Origin of the sequence: Flavobacterium proteolyticum (genome assembly GCF_015223105.1) — a bacterium.
Lineage (GTDB): Bacteria > Bacteroidota > Bacteroidia > Flavobacteriales > Flavobacteriaceae > Flavobacterium > Flavobacterium proteolyticum.
Genome location: NZ_JADFTZ010000001.1, coordinates 333,930 through 350,840 on the forward strand (window position 1 = coordinate 333,930; position 16,911 = coordinate 350,840).

The window sequence follows — 16,911 nt, forward strand, 5'->3', positions numbered from 1 at the left end:
ATTTTTTATTTTTGATAAAAAGAAAAACAATGGAAAATCTTATTGCTTTGTTCCAATCAATTGAAGCAGCTAAAGTCATTTCACCCGAGATTGATTACTCTGAATATGTTCCCTTGAATTTATCAATAACAAATTCTGAATTACAAAAATACAAATTAGAGACCGCTCAAGATTATGAAATTTTCATACAAAACCATTTAGATAAAAATCAAGGTAAAATTGCTTTTGGTGGCTACATTGAAACCCGAAATTTATATCAAAGAAGCACAGTTTTTAAAAACACGAATTCAGACGAACGTAATATTCACATCGGTTTGGATTTATGGATTAATGAAGCAGCTTCAATTCACGCTGTTTTAGATGGAACCATTCACAGTTTTCAAAACAATACCGCTTTAGGTGATTATGGTCCAACTATTATTTTGGAGCACGAAGTTGAAAGTATCAAATTTCACACGCTTTATGGGCACTTGAGCGAAGCAAGTTTAATCGGGAAAAAAGTTGGTGATATCGTAAAAAAAGGAGAACAAATTGCGACTTTAGGATTACCACCTATCAATGGTGATTATGCACCGCATTTGCATTTTCAAATCATCATCAACATGGAAGGAAAAGCAGGAGATTATCCGGGAGTTTGTAATGAAAAAACACTCTCGTTTTACAAATCAAATTGTCCAGATCCTAATTTACTGTTAAAAATTATTTGATAGAATTGGCATTAATTTTGTAACTTTATTTTCATTAAATCAATTCAACCATGAGAAAAATATTTTTAGGAATTGCAGTTGTAGCAGTCTTATTATCTTGTAAAGAAGAAACAAAAGAAAAAGTAAAAGAAGCTTCTGAAGCAGTAGGTGCTGATTTAAAACAGGCTACTGATTCAGCTAAAGTAAAAGCTAAAAAAGCAATAGATTCTTCAAAAATAGGTGAAAAAGCAAAACACATTATTGCTAAAGGAGCCGAAAAAGTGGAAGAAGGCGCTAAAAAAGTAAAAGAATCTGTAGAAGAATAAAAAAATCCCAAGTAGTTAGTACTACTTGGGATTTTATTTTTACTTCACTTCTATTTCGTATTTCTTCTCAACTGATTTTTCCTGATTCATTTTTTTTGGTCCAATAGGAAATCTAACGTCAACGTGTTTAGATGCAATAGTTCCATCTTTTTCTAACGTATCGGCTCTATTAGCTACCATATTCCATGAAAAAGAAACATTCGATCTACCGTTTTGTAATTCTTTTACTTTAAAACCATTTTTTGTTTTTTCGGTTACATAAACTCCGTTACAATCACCTTCTAATTGAATAAAAACCTTCATTGGATGTCTTTCATCAACAAAAATATGATCGCTCATTAATTCATCTATTTTAATATATGCTTCACCGTTTACTAATTTTCCAGTTCCAAAATCTTCAAATAAAATTTCTGGTGTTTCTGTTGCGTGAAGAATTCTATTGTTTCCATTTCTATCTTCTACCATTGTAGATAAAGAACCGCCACCTAAAACTTTATATGACGTATTATTATTTCTTGCTCCTACAAAAACATAATCTGTTGTTGATGTGTTCGCATCAAAATATCCACCATAAGTAACATCTCGCCTAGCAGCACTGCCTCCAGTAAAATAATCAACATCTTTACCTGCTATTCTAGCAAAAGGTCCATTACTTGTACTTAAATTATCGTCTTGATCGTATTCAAAATAAGCCGAAAAATAATCAACTCCATTTCCTTTACCAACACCTCTAACATGTAAACCAGTGGTTCCTTGTCCTGAAACCCCTATCGATTCTCCCGGCAATTCAGTAAAAGTTGTTCTTCCTCCAACTCCTAAAACCCCTATTACAGTTGAAGTTGCATTCGCAGCTAAAGCGGCACTAATTCCAATTACACCTCTACCACCGTTAGGATCTAAATTTCCACCATCAATTACAAATTGAGTATTGGTTGCGTTTAAAGCCCTAATAGTTCTTTGCGAATTATTACTATTAACAAAAAGACCTATTTGTCCAGCACCAGCATTAATTGTTGTTAACGTATTAGTAATCGGAGTTGTATTTGTTCCCAAAATAACTTGGCCGTCGTTTTCAACAGTAACTCTGTTCGTATTATTTGTTCTAATTTGAAAATTTTGATTGTCGGTAGTTCCTAAGAAATTCGTACTTGGATTGGTGCCTGTATTTCCTGTTAAAGACCAATCTTGGCTTGCCGCTAATGGAGCAGATTTCAAAGCGACCCATTCTGTTCCTGACCAATAATAAAATCCAGGAGAAACAGCAGTTATTCCTGCTCCAGCCGTCGCGGTATTAAAAATTAGAACTCCAGTTGCAATAGGTGCTGGTCCAACAGGTGCCACAACATTAGTAGCTGTAAGAGCAACCCTTGGAATTAATAATCCTCTCGAATTGCTTTCAATTTGAAATTCAACTCCGTTCTGAATATTAGTTGTTCCAATTCCAACTTGTGAGAATACATTTAAAGTAAATAAGAAGCTTGTAACTAAAAATAATGTCTTTTTCATAATCTGTGTAAGTTTTAATTACCAGCAGTTACGAAAAGAATAAAAGATTGGTTTTCTTAATTAAGAAAAAAGTAAGTTTTTAACTTTTGTTTATCTATTTCTGATTTTCTGTTCCCATTGCCAAGCGCTTGACAAAGCTTCTTCTAAAGAATATTGAGCTTTCCAACCTAAAATAGCATTAGCTTTATCGGTATTGGCATAGGCTTCAATTACATCGCCTTCTCTTCTACCCACAATTTGATAATTTAATTTTTGATTGGACACTTTTTCAAAAGCATTAATTACTTCCAAAACCGAACTTCCCGTTCCAGTTCCTAAATTAAACGTTTCTACTTTTTCTGAGTTTTGTTTGTTTAACAAGCGTTGTAAGGCAATTACATGTGCTTTTGCTAAATCAACTACATGAATGTAGTCGCGAATTGCTGTACCATCAGGAGTTGGATAATCATCTCCAAAAACCGATAATTTTTCACGAAGTCCAAAAGCAGTTTGTGTAATAAATGGCACTAAATTTTGTGGAACTCCTAAAGGTAATTCGCCAATTTCAGCTGAAGGATGTGCTCCAATAGGGTTAAAGTAACGTAATAAAATAGAATTGATGCTAGTTACTTTTGCAACATCAGTTATAATTTCCTCACCTATTTGCTTCGTGTTTCCGTAAGGCGACATCGCAACTTGAATAGGTGCATTTTCGGTAATTGGCATTTTATCGGCTTGACCGTAAACCGTACAAGACGAACTGAAAATAAAATGAGCTTCTGATTTTTTTTGCAATTCTTGAAGTAAATACACTAAAGAATTGATATTATTTTCATAATACAACAATGGATTTTCAACACTTTCACCCACTGCTTTTGAAGCAGCAAAATGAATCACTCCTGAAATATCTTGGTATTTTGCAAAGAAACTTTGAACAACCGATTTATCTCGCAAATCGATATTTTCAAATAAAGTTTTTTTTCCTGTAATTCGCTCAATTCCGTCCAAAACATCAATAGATGAATTCGATAAATTATCAATAGCAATTACTTCAAAACCTTCATTTTGCAATTCCACAACTGTGTGAGAACCTATAAATCCTAAACCTCCTGTAACTAATATCTTCATTTTTTAGTTTTCAGTTACAGTCGCAGTATACAGTAACCGTGACTGTATACTGCGACTGAACACTATTACACGTATTCTAAAACAGCGTCTGTAATAAATTTAATTTGTTCGTCATCTAATTCCGTATGCATTGGTAACGCAATTACTTCTTTTACCAATTGATTCGTCACAGGAAAATCTTCTTCTTTGTAACGTGCATCTGCATATGCTTTTTGACTGTGTAATGGAATTGGATAATAAATCGCACATGGGATTCCTTTTGCTTGTAAATGTTCTAATAATCCATCGCGTTTTCCGTTTAAAATTCGGATTACATATTGATGAAATACATGACAATCACAAGATTCACAAATAGTTGGCGCCCAAATATTAGGATTTTTACCAAGGATTTCTGAATACTTTCTTGCAGCATCCTGACGGGCTTTGTTGTAGGCATCCAAATGTGGTAATTTCGCTTTCAAAACTCCAGCTTGAATACTATCTAAACGTGAATTCACACCTACTACATCATGATGATATCTTTCATACATTCCGTGGTTTACGATTCCTCTGATTTTGTGTGCTAAAGCGTCATCATTCGTAAAAATAGCTCCTCCATCTCCATAACAACCTAAATTTTTAGATGGAAAAAATGAAGTTGCAGCCACATGACCAATAGTTCCTACTTTCTTTTTAGAACCATCTTTTGAAGTGTAATCTGCTCCAATAGCTTGAGCATTATCTTCGATAACATATAAATTATGTTCGCGAGCAATTTCCATAATCGCATCCATGTTTGCAGCACGACCGAATAAATGTACCGGAACAATCGCTTTTGTTTTTGGCGTAATGGCTTTACGAATTCCGTCAAGCGAAATGTTCATATTGTTCATATCCACATCTACTAAAACTGGAGTCAATTGCAACAATGCAATTACTTCCACTGTAGCTGCGAAAGTAAAATCGGCAGTAATAACTTCGTCACCTGGTTTCAAATCTAATCCCATCATGGCAATTTGCAACGCATCGGTTCCGTTAGCACATGGAATTACGTGTTTTACACCCAAATATTTTTCTAAATCCGCTTGAAATTGGTGAACTAAAGGTCCGTTAATGTATGTATTCGTATCTAAAACCTCTTGAATAGAAGCATTTACTTCTTCTTTTATTTTTTCGTATTGACTTTTTAAGTCAACCATTTGTAATTTTCTCATTGAAAAATAAGTTTAAAAGTTTAAAGTTTAAAAGTTTAAAGTGAAATCACCTTCGTTTTTACTTTTAACAAGAACAAAAATAGTCAATAATTGATTAGTTGGCAATGAATTTTCATAAAGAAACTGTATTTTCGCAATAGATATTTACCAACATGTTATTTCTATATAATTTAGTAGTCATTTTAGCCTCACAACTTTTGAAGCTTGTTGCTCATTTCAGTCCAAAAATGAAACTTTTTGTTGATGGACGAAAATCGGTTTTTCAAACTTTGTCTGATAAAATTCAATCTTCGGATAAAACCATTTGGTTTCATGCGGCTTCATTAGGTGAATACGAACAAGGTTTACCTGTAATTGAAGCAATCAAACAACAATTCCCAAATCATAAAATTGTGGTTACTTTTTTTTCGCCTTCGGGTTATGAAGTCCGAAAAAACAATACAGTTGCTGATGTTACGGTTTATTTGCCTTTGGATACGATTTCGAATGCGAAACAATTTATTCAGTTGGTTCATCCCGAAATGGCATTTTTCATTAAATACGAATATTGGCCTAATTATCTGAACGAGCTAAAAAAACAACAAATTAAAACCTATTTAATTTCTGGAATTTTAAGAGAAAACCAAGCGTTTTTTAAATGGTATGGCGGATTTTATAGAAACGCACTTAAAGCATTTGATTACTTTTTTGTTCAGAATGAAAGCTCAAAAACACTTTTACAAAGTATTGGATTCAATAACGTAAAAGTTTCTGGCGATACGCGTTTTGATCGTGTGGTTTCGATATTAGAACGTGATAATTCATTGGATTTCATCGAACAGTTCAAAGACAACAAAACCACAATCGTCATCGGAAGTTCTTGGCCAAAAGATGAAAGTTTATTAGTGAATTACATCAATCAAAGTTCGGATGATGTGAAATTTATTATTGCACCGCATAATATTAAACAAGAGCAAATTTTAAATCTCAAAAATCAAATTCAAAAGAAAACGATTTTGTTTTCTGAAAACGTAGAGACGCGATTAATCGCGTCTTTACAGGAATATTCGGTTTTCATTATCGACACCATCGGAATTTTAACCAAAATCTATTCGTATGCAGATATTGCTTACGTAGGTGGTGGTTTTGGAAATCCTGGCGTTCATAATATTTTAGAACCGGCAACTTTTGGAGTTCCAGTTGTGATTGGCCCAAATTACTCGCATTTTGCTGAAGCTACGGCTTTGGTAAATATGGAAGGTTGTATTTCGATTCAAAATCAAATTCAACTAAATGAAGCCTTTGATTTATTACTTCACAACGAAGACGAACGATTAGAAAAAGGGCACATTTGCAGCACTTTTGTACAAATGAATAAAGGAGCGACTCAAACGATTATGAATCATATTTTGGACTAATGACAACCTTCAAACTATTAGAAATTGCAGATATTGAAATCATCACTCAAATGATGCAAGATTTCTATGCGATTGACAATTATCCTATGGATGTTGAAGTAGCTAAAACTTTGTTTCAAGAATTTATTTCTAATGAACATCTAGGTAAATCTTGGTTGATTTATTCTGAAAAAGAAATTGTAGGCTACATCATTCTCACTTTTATTTTCAGCTTTGAATATGGCGGAAAAATTGCTTTTGTAGACGAATTATTCATCAAACAAACCGCTCGAGGAAAAGGTTTTGGAAAAGAAGCAATTCAGTTTATTCAAAGTGAAGTTCCTAAATTATCGTTAAAATTACTGTATTTAGAAGTCGAACCGCACAACGAAAACGCACAAAAATTGTATCTTGCACACGATTTTGAACTTCACAATCGAAAATTAATGAAGTACAAAGTCACTAAATAAAATTATTCTTATGAAATTTTTAAAATTACTACTTGTTTTATTTGTTATCCAAGTTCAAGCGCAACAAGGAGGCATGTGGATTCCCTCGTTATTGAAAGGAACCAACGAAAAAGAAATGAAAGCTTTGGGAATGAAAATTAGTGCCGATGATATTTATTCGGTAAATAATTCCAGCTTAAAAGATGCTGTTCCTCATTTTGATGGCGGTTGTACAGCAGAAATGATTTCGCCAAAAGGACTTTTATTAACTAATCACCACTGTGGATATGACAATATTCAAAGTCATTCTACTATTGAAAACGATTATTTAACGAATGGTTTTTGGGCTTATAAAATGGAAGACGAATTGCCAAACAAAGATTTAACAGTAACATTCATCATTAAAATTGAAGATGTAACTACTAAAATTTTTGAAGGTGTTTTAAATCTTCCAACAGAAAGCGACAAACAAAAAAGAATCCAACAAAATATTGCAACGGTTAGCAAAAGTTTCCAAAAAGAAGCTTGGCAAGATGTCATGATTCGTGCTTTTTATGATGGAAATCAATACTTATTATTCGTAACTGAAAATTTCAAAGACGTTCGTTTAGTTGGTGCGCCGCCGAGTTCAATTGGAAAATTTGGTTCAGATACTGATAACTGGGTTTGGCCTCGTCATACTGGAGATTTCTCTTTATTTAGAGTTTATGCAGACAAAAACAATCGTCCTGCAGAATATTCAAAAGACAACATTCCTTACACACCAAAACACTTTTTCCCAGTTTCAGCAAAAGGAATTCAGGAAAACGATTTCACCATGGTAATGGGTTATCCAGGAAGAACTCAGGAGTATTTACCATCATTCGCAGTAGAACAAATTGTAAATGATTTGAATCCAGCTAAAATTGAAATTCGTGATGCGGCTTTGAAAGTGCAAGATGGTTTCATGAGAAAAGACAACGCAATTAAAATTCAGTACGCGTCAAAATACGCAGGTGTTGCGAATTATTGGAAAAAATGGATTGGAGAAACTAAAGGTTTGAAAAAATCGAATGCGGTTGCTATTAAAAAAGATTTCGAAAAGAAATTCCAAGAAAGAGTCAATAAAGCTGGCAAACAAGTCGAATACGGAACTATTTTAGCTGATTTTGAAAAGAACTACAAAGACATAAGAGAATATGCTATCGCAAGAGATTACTTTACTGAAGTTGTTTTACGTAATTCAGAAATTTTATCTTTTGGATACCGTTTATACCAATTAGAGCAAGTTTATAATACAAGAGGTGAGCAAGCTTTCAATGATAGAAAAAACAATTTAATTTCTGCATTTGAAGGTTTATACAAAGATTACAGCGCTCAAGTGGATGAAAAAGTTTTCGAACAATTGATCAATTTATATGCTACAAAATCACCAAAACAGTTTTTACCAGAAAGTTTAAACAATGTTAATGCTTCAGCTTTAACAGCTAGTGTTTTTGGTTCTTCAAAATTAACGAGCTTTAATGGTTTGAAAGAATTATTAAATGGTGATGTGAAATCAGTTCTAGAAAAATTAAATCAGGATAAAGGTTACCAATTAGTAAAATCAATTGCGGATAGTTACCAAAAAAATGTAGCACCTAAGTTTGATGAGATCAATTTAAAAAATATCGCATTACAAAGAACCTACATGAAAGGAATTATGGAATTCTTCCCTAACGATAGAATTTTCCCTGATGCTAACAGTACATTACGTGTAACTTATGGAAAAGTAAAAGGCTACAAACCAAGCGATGCAGTTATTTACGAACCAGTAAGTTATTTAGATGGAGTTATCGAAAAATACATTCCAGGCGATTACGAATTTGATGTTCCTAAAAAACTAATCGATTTGTATAACGCAAAAGATTATGGAAGATATGCTGATAAAAACGGAAAAATGCCATTAGCATTTATTGCAACGAATCATACTACTGGAGGAAACTCCGGAAGTCCAGCTTTAGACGCAAAAGGAAACCTAATCGGATTGAACTTTGATAGAGTTTGGGAAGGTACAATGAGCGACATTTATTATAGTCCAGAAATCTGTAGAAACATCATGGTTGATGCACGCTACATTTTATTTGTGATTGATAAATTTGCAGGAGCTAAAAACCTTATCGAAGAGATGACAATTGTTTATCCTAAGTCACAAAAAGCCAAATAATTACAAATATTTTTAAAAATAAAAAGTTTGGCACACCATTTGAAATAAAGCATTTCGGAATCCAGAGAAAAAAAATGAAAAAAAATGTCTAAAAATATTTTGACATGTTAAAAAATTTATATCTTTGCTCCGAATTAATAATTAACCTTTATAATTTAGTAAGATGAAAAAAGTTGTTTTAAGTTTAGCAATTGTTGCTGCTATGTTCGTTTCATGTAAAGAAAATGCTGCTGAAGAAACTCCAGCTGTTGACTCAACTGTAGTTGAAACTCCTGCTGTTGAAGAAGCTCCTGTAGCTGATTCTACTGCTGTAGTTGCTGATTCTGCTGCTGCTGCTGCACCTGCTACTGAAGCTGCACCTGCTAAGTAATTTATTGCTGACAGAAAAAATCAAGCTCCACAATGTGGGGCTTTTTTTTAAACATATAGAAAAGAGAATAGTGCAATCCTATTCAAAATAAAATTTTAACCTTTTATAATTAAAACAAAATGAAAAAAGTTGTATTAAGTTTAGCAGTTGTTGCTGCTATGTTCGTTTCTTGTAAAGAAGCTGCTGCTGAGGCAGAAACTGCAGTTGATTCTACTGCTACTGAAGTAACTGAAACTGTTGAAGCTGTTGCTGACTCTACTGCTGTAGTTGCTGATTCTGCTGCTGCTAAAGTTGAAGGAGCTGCTACTGAAGCTGTTGAAGCAGTTAAAGAAGAAGTAAAAAAATAATTTAAAATTATTTTATAATGAAAAGCCTTGCATTGCAAGGCTTTTTTTTATTCTGATGGTCCAAATATATCTTCGGCTGATGAAAAATCTAAAAATTCTGCTTTATCTGCATACTTTACTATTTCATCAATCCCTTTTTGAAGAAGCAATTGGGTCGTATATCTTCTACTGACAGCTATTTCGTGCTCATCCAATATCAATCGAAAGAAAAACTTTCCGCTAGACGATTTAAAACGCATAAAAACGCATCGTTCTAAAGAAGTTTTAAGTTTTTCTATCTCCTCTTCACACTCAAAACGCAATTCGAAATCGTTGCTCGTAAAAATCGTTTTTCCTTTTCTGGAAACAAACTCATATTTATAAACTCCACTTAATCGTTGTGCGATTACAAATGTACCCATAGTAGTTGATTAATGATTTCATAAAGAATTCTTTAAAGATAACAGAAAATTCTAAATAGAGAATTTTATAAACAAAAAAAGCTCCAAACATAGTTTGAAGCTTTTTGTACTCAAGGCGGGACTTGAACCCGCACGGGCATTACTACCCACTGGATTTTAAGTCCAGCGTGTCTACCAATTCCACCACTCGAGCAAATATTTTTAGGTAGTTTAGAGCGAAAAACGGGGTTCGAACCCGCGACCTCGACCTTGGCAAGGTCGCGCTCTACCAACTGAGCTATTTTCGCGTTTCGTTTCGTTATCTTTTAAAGAACGTCGCCATACTTGTTCCGTATTGCGAGTGCAAATATAGAACATATTTTTATTCTTGCAAGCACTTTTTAAATAAAAATTAAAACTTTTTTCGAACTTTTCTTTAACCTTTTGATAACGAATAATTTATTTTAAAATTATTTTTTTACCAACATTCGTTTTATTTCGTTCAACTTCATCAAAGCCTCTACCGGAGTCAACGTATTGATGTCGATATTCATGATTTCTTCTTTAATTTCTTCTAAAAGTGGATCATCTAAATTAAAAAAACTCAATTGTAGTTCATCATTTGCTGATTTAATTCCGGATAATTCTTCGCTGGAATGTCTTTTTTCTAATTGCTTCAATAATTTTTGTGCTTTTTGAATCACAATTTGAGGCATTCCAGCCATTTTTGCTACGTGAATACCAAAACTATGCGCACTTCCACCTTTAACTAATTTACGAATGAATAAAACCGTATCTTTTAATTCCTTTACCGAAACATTGAAATTCTGAATTCTGTCAAATGTAACTTCCATTTCGTTTAATTCATGATAATGAGTAGCGAAAAGCGTTTTAGGCTTATTCGGATGTTCGTGCAAATATTCTGAAATCGCCCAAGCAATCGAAATTCCGTCATAAGTTGAAGTTCCTCTTCCAATTTCATCTAACAACACCAAACTTCTTTCCGAAATATTATTCAAAATCGAAGCGGTTTCATTCATTTCCACCATAAAAGTAGATTCACCCATCGAAATATTATCGCTCGCTCCTACTCTAGTGAAAATTTTATCTACTACACCCATTCTCACACTTTCTGCTGGAACAAAACTTCCCATTTGCGCCATTAATACAATTAAAGCCGTTTGTCGCAAAATGGCCGATTTACCCGACATATTCGGACCGGTAATCATGATAATTTGTTGGGTTTCTCTGTCTAAATAAACATCATTAGAAATATACGGAACACCAACCGGTAATTGCTTTTCAATAACAGGATGACGCCCCTCTTTAATTTCCAAATCGAAACTTTCATCTAAATCCGGACAAACATATTTGTTGTCAATCGCTAATTGCGTGAAAGACGTCAAACAATCCAATTGTGCAATTAAATTCGCATTCAACTGAACGTGTTTGATATACGTAGCAATCCAATTCACTAATTGTTCAAACAACTGCGTTTCTAATTGATGGATTTTTTCTTCAGCTCCTAAAATCTTCGATTCGTATTCTTTTAGTTCTTCTGTAATGTAACGTTCCGCATTCACAAGGGTTTGCTTACGAATCCATTCCGCAGGAACTTTATCTTTATGTGTATTTCGAACTTCTATGTAATAACCAAAAACATTATTAAAAGAAACTTTCAAAGAAGGAATTCCAGAAGCAGCACTTTCACGTTGTTCTAATTCTTCCAAATAACCTTTCCCCGTTGATGAAATAGCTCTCAATTCATCTAATTCGGGATGAACTCCAACAGCAATTGCATTTCCTTTATTCACACTTACAGGAGCGTCTTCTTGAATGGTTGTTTTGATTTTTTCGCGTAACAATTCACAAGCGTGCAAACTATCCCCAATTACTCGTAAAGCTTCATTCGAACTTTCTAATGCCAATGTTTTAATGGGAATAATCGCATCTAACGAATCTTTCAAGAAATTGACTTCTCTTGGCGAAATTTTTCCTGTTGCTACTTTTGAAATCAAACGTTCTAAATCGGAAATTTGCTTGATTTGATATTGAATTTGTTGTAAAACTTCGGGATTGGTTTTCAAATATGAAATCACTTCATGACGACTTCTTATTTTTGAAATATCTTTCAACGGAAGCGCCAACCAACGTTTCAAAAGCCTTGCTCCCATTGGCGAAAGCGTTTTATCAATCACATCTAAAAGCGTTACTGCATTGGGATTATAACTGTGATATAATTCTAAATTTCGAATCGTAAATTTATCCATCCAAACGTAAGCATCTTCAGCAATACGTTGAATATTAGTGATATGTTGAATTTTATTATGTTGCGTTTCCGACAAATAATACAAAATTGCACCCGAAGCAATCAATCCTTCAGTTAATTCTTCTACTCCAAAACCTTTTAGCGAATTGGTTTGAAAATGTTTGGTTAAACTTTCTAAGGCATAATCTTCTTTGTACACCCAATCTTCTAAAAAGAACGTATGAAAATCGTCTCCAAAAACAGAATGAAATTGATTTTTAAACTGTTTCGGAATTAAAATTTCACTCGGACGAAAGTTTTGCAATAATTTATCGATGTATTCTTCATTGCCTTGAGCTACTAAAAATTCACCTGTTGACACATCTAAAAATGAAACACCAACCATTTTCTTTCCAAAATGAACCGATGCTAAAAAGTTGTTTGATTTCGATTGCAACACCTCATCATTCATCGAAACTCCTGGCGTAACTAATTCTGTAACTCCACGTTTTACGATGGTTTTCGTCATTTTTGGATCTTCTAATTGATCGCAAATCGCCACTCGAAGTCCGGCTTTAACTAATTTAGGTAAATACGTATTTAAAGAATGATGTGGAAATCCTGCCAACGCGGTTTCGCTATCACTTCCTGCTCCACGTTTGGTTAGCGTAATCCCTAAAATTCCTGCGGCACGAACAGCATCTTCTCCAAAAGTTTCATAAAAATCGCCCACACGAAACAACAAACAAGCATCGGGATATTTGTTTTTTATCTCGTTGTATTGTTTCATTAATGGTGTTTCCTTGGGAGCTTTATCGGGAGTTGCTGCAGATTTTTTCGCCACAATTTCAAATTTTTAAGTATGATTGCGAAGGTAATAATTTCAAAGACAATGACAATATCAATTTCAAAAATCAAGTTTTAAAGTTTTATAATTAATCTTTACTTTTGCCACATGAGAAAATTAGCCAACGCAGAACTAGAACGCAAAAACATTGACGAGTTTAAAGAAGCTCAAAAAACACCCATTATTATCATCTTAGACGATATTAGAAGTTTGCATAATATTGGTTCGGTTTTTAGAACTTCGGATGCTTTTTTAATTGAAAAGATTTATTTGTGCGGTATTACGGCTACACCGCCCAATAAAGAGATTCACAAAACAGCTCTTGGCGCTACAGAAACCGTGACTTGGGAATACGCAAAAGACGTTTTAGCTGTAGTGAATCAATTGAAACAAGAAAATGTAAAAGTATATTCTGTGGAGCAAACCGAGAATGCGATTATGTTGGATGATTTTCAGCCAGAAACCAATACAAAATATGCTTTAATTTTTGGAAACGAAGTAAAAGGCGTTTCTCAAGAAGCGATTAATTTAAGTGATGGTGTGATTGAAATTCCGCAATTGGGAAGTAAACATTCGTTGAATATTTCGGTGAGTGCTGGAATTGTGATTTGGGATTTGTTTCAGAAACTTCAATAGAAATCTTTTTATTTAAACGCAAAGACGCAAAGATTTTTCGCAAAGAGCGCTAAGAAACTTGAAAAAAATCCGTTAAAATCTGCGTTTTGCCTTGGCGAATCTGTTTCATCCGCGTGCTAAGACTATTTTGTTGTTAATCTCATTCAACAAAAAAACATAATCTTCCTGTTTTTTCACAAAATCTAAATCAGAAACATCTATAATCAACACATTCAAATCGGTTTGTGTTTTGATATAATCTAGATAACCTTGATTGATTTTTTCTAAGTAATCTGCCGGAATTTCTTGCTCGTAACTTCTTCCACGTTTTTTGATATTTTCCAAAAGTCGTTCGGTATTTTGATACAAATACACGTACAAATCAGGTTTTGGCATTTCTTTGTGGATGATATCAAACATGGTTTTGTACAAACGATATTCGTCTTCTTGAAGGGTTACTTTGGCAAAAATCAACGATTTAAAAATGTGATAATCCGCTACCACAAAATCTTTGAACAAATCAAATTGCGCTAAATCATCGGATAATTGTTGGTATCTATCAGCTAAAAATGACATTTCTAATGGAAACGCATAACGACTTTGATCTTTGTAAAACTTTGGTAAAAATGGATTATCTGCAAAACGTTCTAAAACTAATTTCGCATTGCAATCTTCTGATAATTTAGTTGATAATGTTGTTTTTCCAGCTCCAATATTTCCTTCAATGGCAATGTAATTGAATTGCTGTAATTGTAATTTTTCAATTGGTGAAACTATGGAATGAACTGCTTTTATTTCACTTGCATCTTCGGTTTGAAGTAACAATTGAGAAACAGATTTCTTCAAAACAGGATGTTCCCAATTCAATCCTAAATCCAACATCGGTTGCAATACAAACTTGCGATTTTGCATTAATGGATGTGGAATTCGCAGATTTTCGGTAGAAATAATTTCTTCATCAAAAGCGATGATATCCACATCTATAATTCGAGCTTGATAGCCTATATCTTTGGAACGAACTCTACCTAACTTCTTCTCCACTTTCAAAACCTGTTTCAATATTTTTTGAGCTGATTTTGACGTATGAATTAAGATTGCAGCATTATAAAAGTATTCACTTTCAAACCCCCAAGCCGGAGTTTCATAAATTTTAGAAACCTTTACAACTGTTGCTACTTCATTATGAATCAAATCAATACAAGATCGAATCGTTTCTAATCGATTACCTTGATTGCTTCCTAATGATAAAATGACTTGGTGTTGACTCATATTGGCAAAATAACAAACAATTTTAGACTTCTAATTTACCTTTCTCATTTTTTTATGAACATGTAACATTTTTCTACTTTCTTCTACTAATAGCATAAATTAAAATGAAATTGAAATGAGATTTTTAGGAAATGTATTATCAACCATTGTTGGGCTTTTTGTTTTTTGCATGATAGCTTTTTTTGGTATCATTATAATTGGATTAATTGCTGGTGGAGGAGAAGAAACCGTTACGGTGAAAAATAATTCTGTAATTGAATTGGATTTATCAAAGGTAACCCTAGACTACGCAGGAAAAACAAATTATAAAGACTTCAATTATTTTGAAGCACATCATAATGGAGTTACCGATATTTTAAATGCTATTGAAGCAGCTAAAAAGGATGACAAAATTGAAGGAATTTCGATTTTAAACAATCAATCACAACTTGGTTTGGCTCAAAGTAAAGCGGTTCGTGATAAATTAGAAGAGTTTAAAAAATCGGGAAAATTCGTTTATGCTTATGCAAATAGCTATTCTCAAAAAGAATACTACATTAATTCTGTTGCTGATCAAATTTATTTGAACCCAATGGGCGAAGTAGATTTAAAAGGATTGTCTGCTGAAATTATCTACATGAAAGAATTGCAAGAGAAAACTGGAGTAAAAATGGAAGTGATTCGTCATGGAAAATACAAAAGTGCCGTAGAACCTTTCTTAGCACAAGAAATGAGTCCAGAAAACCGCGAACAAATGACAGTTTTATTAAACTCGGTTTGGAATTCAATTGTAGTAGATATCGCTAAAAGTAGAAAATTGTCTATTGCCCAGTTAAATGCCATTGCCAATACTTTAGGCGCAAGAACTCCAGAGTTAGCTTTAGCTAATAAATTAGTGGATAAAGTAGCTTATGAAGACGAATATCATGATATGATTAGAGCGAAATTAAAAGTAGACAAAAAAGAAAAATATGATATTGTTAGCATTACCGATTATGCTAAAAAAGCAGCTTCTACTGTTGAAGATTATTCTAAAAATGATATCATTGCAGTAATTTACGCTCAAGGTGAAATTGCAGGTGGTGAAGGTGATGTTAATGTAATTGGTGAAGGTTCAATCAAACGTTCTTTACAAGAAGCCCGTGAAGACGATGATGTAAAAGCAATTGTATTAAGAGTAAATAGTCCAGGAGGAAGTGCTCTAACTTCGGAATTAATTTGGAGAGAAATAGAAATTACTAAAAAAACTAAACCAGTTGTAGTTTCTATGGGGAATTATGCTGCTTCTGGAGGTTACTACATCTCAGCTAATGCGGATAGAATTTTTGCAGAACCAAACACCATTACTGGTTCTATTGGAGTCTTTGGAATGTTACCTAACATGAACCAATTAGGCAAAAACATCGGAATTAATGCCGAACAAGTAAAAACACATGAAAATGCAAGTGGTTATAGTGTTTTTGAACCAATGGATGAAAACTTTAAAGGTTTTGTTTTAGAAAGCATCGAAAAAACATACGCTACTTTCTTAAAACGCGTGGCTGATGGTAGAAAAATGACAACTGAACAAGTTGACGCCATTGCACAAGGAAGAGTTTGGACAGGTGTTGACGCTCATAAACTTGGTTTAGTAGATGAAATTGGTGGTTTAGATGCAGCAATCAAATACGCAGCTAAACTTGGAAAAACTTCTTCTTATAGAACAGAAAACTTCCCAGAATACGAAAAAAGTTTTGAAGATTTATTAGCTAACTTCACTGGAATGGCGATGTTTAAAACTAAAGAGCAATTATTAAAAGAACAACTTGGTGAAGAAGGCTTCCAAATGTTAGAGCAAATCAAACGTGTAAAAAGCAGAAAAGGTATTCAAGCGATGATGCCTTTCGAACTTGAGATTCATTAATTGTTACGATAAATAACAAAATCCCAAAAGCAATACGTTTTTGGGATTTTTTTATATATTTTACTCAAATTTAATGCGTAAATTTACAATTGGTATTACTTTTGTGTAGCTAAAATCATTCACTT

15 protein-coding genes and 2 tRNA genes are annotated in these 16,911 nt (G+C 33.4%); 9 read left to right on the forward strand and 8 right to left on the reverse strand.

Annotated elements, in window-relative coordinates:
- The first annotated feature begins 29 nt into the window (after positions 1-29).
- Entirely contained in the window at positions 30-707 is a 678-nt protein-coding gene (locus IM755_RS01425; RefSeq protein ID WP_194093286.1) for a peptidoglycan DD-metalloendopeptidase family protein, read from the forward strand.
- 50 nt (positions 708-757) lie between these two features.
- Positions 758-1,012: a hypothetical protein gene (locus IM755_RS01430; protein ID WP_026724287.1), complete on the forward strand. Its 255-nt coding sequence runs from the start codon at positions 758-760 to the stop codon at positions 1,010-1,012.
- A 39-nt stretch (positions 1,013-1,051) separates the two neighbouring features.
- On the opposite strand, the gene IM755_RS01435 is transcribed toward IM755_RS01430, so the two are convergent.
- The 3 genes from IM755_RS01435 to IM755_RS01445 form a co-directional block, all read right to left on the reverse strand.
- Positions 1,052-2,518, reverse strand: a complete 1,467-nt coding sequence (locus IM755_RS01435) for a hypothetical protein (protein ID WP_194093287.1) — start codon at positions 2,516-2,518, stop codon at positions 1,052-1,054.
- A gap of 90 nt (positions 2,519-2,608) precedes the next feature.
- A complete protein-coding gene (galE, locus tag IM755_RS01440) occupies positions 2,609-3,625 on the reverse strand; it encodes a UDP-glucose 4-epimerase GalE (RefSeq protein ID WP_194093288.1) in 1,017 nt (338 codons plus the stop codon).
- 65 nt (positions 3,626-3,690) lie between these two features.
- Complete coding sequence (locus IM755_RS01445; protein ID WP_194093289.1) at positions 3,691-4,818, reverse strand: DegT/DnrJ/EryC1/StrS family aminotransferase; 1,128 nt, start codon at positions 4,816-4,818, stop codon at positions 3,691-3,693.
- 152 nt (positions 4,819-4,970) lie between these two features.
- Here IM755_RS01445 and IM755_RS01450 point away from each other — a divergent pair, with 152 nt between their 5' ends.
- From IM755_RS01450 to IM755_RS01470, 5 genes are all read left to right on the forward strand, one after another.
- Positions 4,971-6,215, forward strand: coding sequence for a 3-deoxy-D-manno-octulosonic acid transferase (locus tag IM755_RS01450; RefSeq protein WP_194093290.1), 1,245 nt, complete (start codon positions 4,971-4,973; stop codon positions 6,213-6,215).
- Positions 6,215-6,664 carry a GNAT family N-acetyltransferase gene (locus IM755_RS01455; RefSeq protein ID WP_194093291.1) on the forward strand — a complete coding sequence of 150 codons (450 nt, stop codon included), beginning with the start codon at positions 6,215-6,217 and terminating at the stop codon, positions 6,662-6,664. The genes IM755_RS01450 and IM755_RS01455 overlap by 1 nt, the downstream gene beginning before the upstream one ends.
- A 10-nt stretch (positions 6,665-6,674) precedes the next feature.
- Complete coding sequence (locus tag IM755_RS01460; RefSeq protein WP_194093292.1) at positions 6,675-8,828, forward strand: S46 family peptidase; 2,154 nt, start codon at positions 6,675-6,677, stop codon at positions 8,826-8,828.
- 163 nt (positions 8,829-8,991) lie between these two features.
- Entirely contained in the window at positions 8,992-9,198 is a 207-nt protein-coding gene (locus tag IM755_RS01465; RefSeq protein ID WP_194093293.1) for a hypothetical protein, read from the forward strand.
- A 119-nt stretch (positions 9,199-9,317) separates the two neighbouring features.
- The gene (locus IM755_RS01470; RefSeq protein WP_026724295.1) at positions 9,318-9,545 is read left to right on the forward strand and encodes a hypothetical protein; all 228 of its coding nucleotides are present in this window, start codon (positions 9,318-9,320) and stop codon (positions 9,543-9,545) included.
- Positions 9,546-9,592: 47 nt separating this feature from the next.
- On the opposite strand, the gene IM755_RS01475 is transcribed toward IM755_RS01470, so the two are convergent.
- The 4 genes from IM755_RS01475 to mutS form a co-directional block, all read right to left on the reverse strand.
- The gene (locus IM755_RS01475; protein ID WP_026724296.1) at positions 9,593-9,946 is read right to left on the reverse strand and encodes a YegP family protein; all 354 of its coding nucleotides are present in this window, start codon (positions 9,944-9,946) and stop codon (positions 9,593-9,595) included.
- A 107-nt stretch (positions 9,947-10,053) separates the two neighbouring features.
- A tRNA-Leu gene (locus tag IM755_RS01480) sits at positions 10,054-10,139 on the reverse strand.
- Positions 10,140-10,160: 21 nt separating this feature from the next.
- A tRNA-Gly gene (locus tag IM755_RS01485) sits at positions 10,161-10,233 on the reverse strand.
- Positions 10,234-10,395: 162 nt separating this feature from the next.
- A complete protein-coding gene (gene mutS, locus IM755_RS01490; protein WP_194094434.1) occupies positions 10,396-12,963 on the reverse strand; it encodes a DNA mismatch repair protein MutS in 2,568 nt (855 codons plus the stop codon).
- Positions 12,964-13,128: 165 nt separating this feature from the next.
- Between mutS and IM755_RS01495 the strand changes: the two genes are divergently transcribed.
- A complete protein-coding gene (locus IM755_RS01495; protein WP_194093294.1) occupies positions 13,129-13,656 on the forward strand; it encodes an RNA methyltransferase in 528 nt (175 codons plus the stop codon).
- Positions 13,657-13,761: 105 nt separating this feature from the next.
- Here the strand turns inward: IM755_RS01495 and folK are convergent, their stop codons facing one another.
- Entirely contained in the window at positions 13,762-14,904 is a 1,143-nt protein-coding gene (gene folK / locus IM755_RS01500) for a 2-amino-4-hydroxy-6-hydroxymethyldihydropteridine diphosphokinase (protein WP_194093295.1), read from the reverse strand.
- Positions 14,905-15,019: 115 nt separating this feature from the next.
- On the opposite strand from folK, the gene sppA reads away from it, so the two are divergent.
- Positions 15,020-16,786, forward strand: coding sequence for a signal peptide peptidase SppA (gene sppA / locus IM755_RS01505; protein ID WP_194093296.1), 1,767 nt, complete (start codon positions 15,020-15,022; stop codon positions 16,784-16,786).
- Positions 16,787-16,911 lie beyond the last annotated feature (125 nt).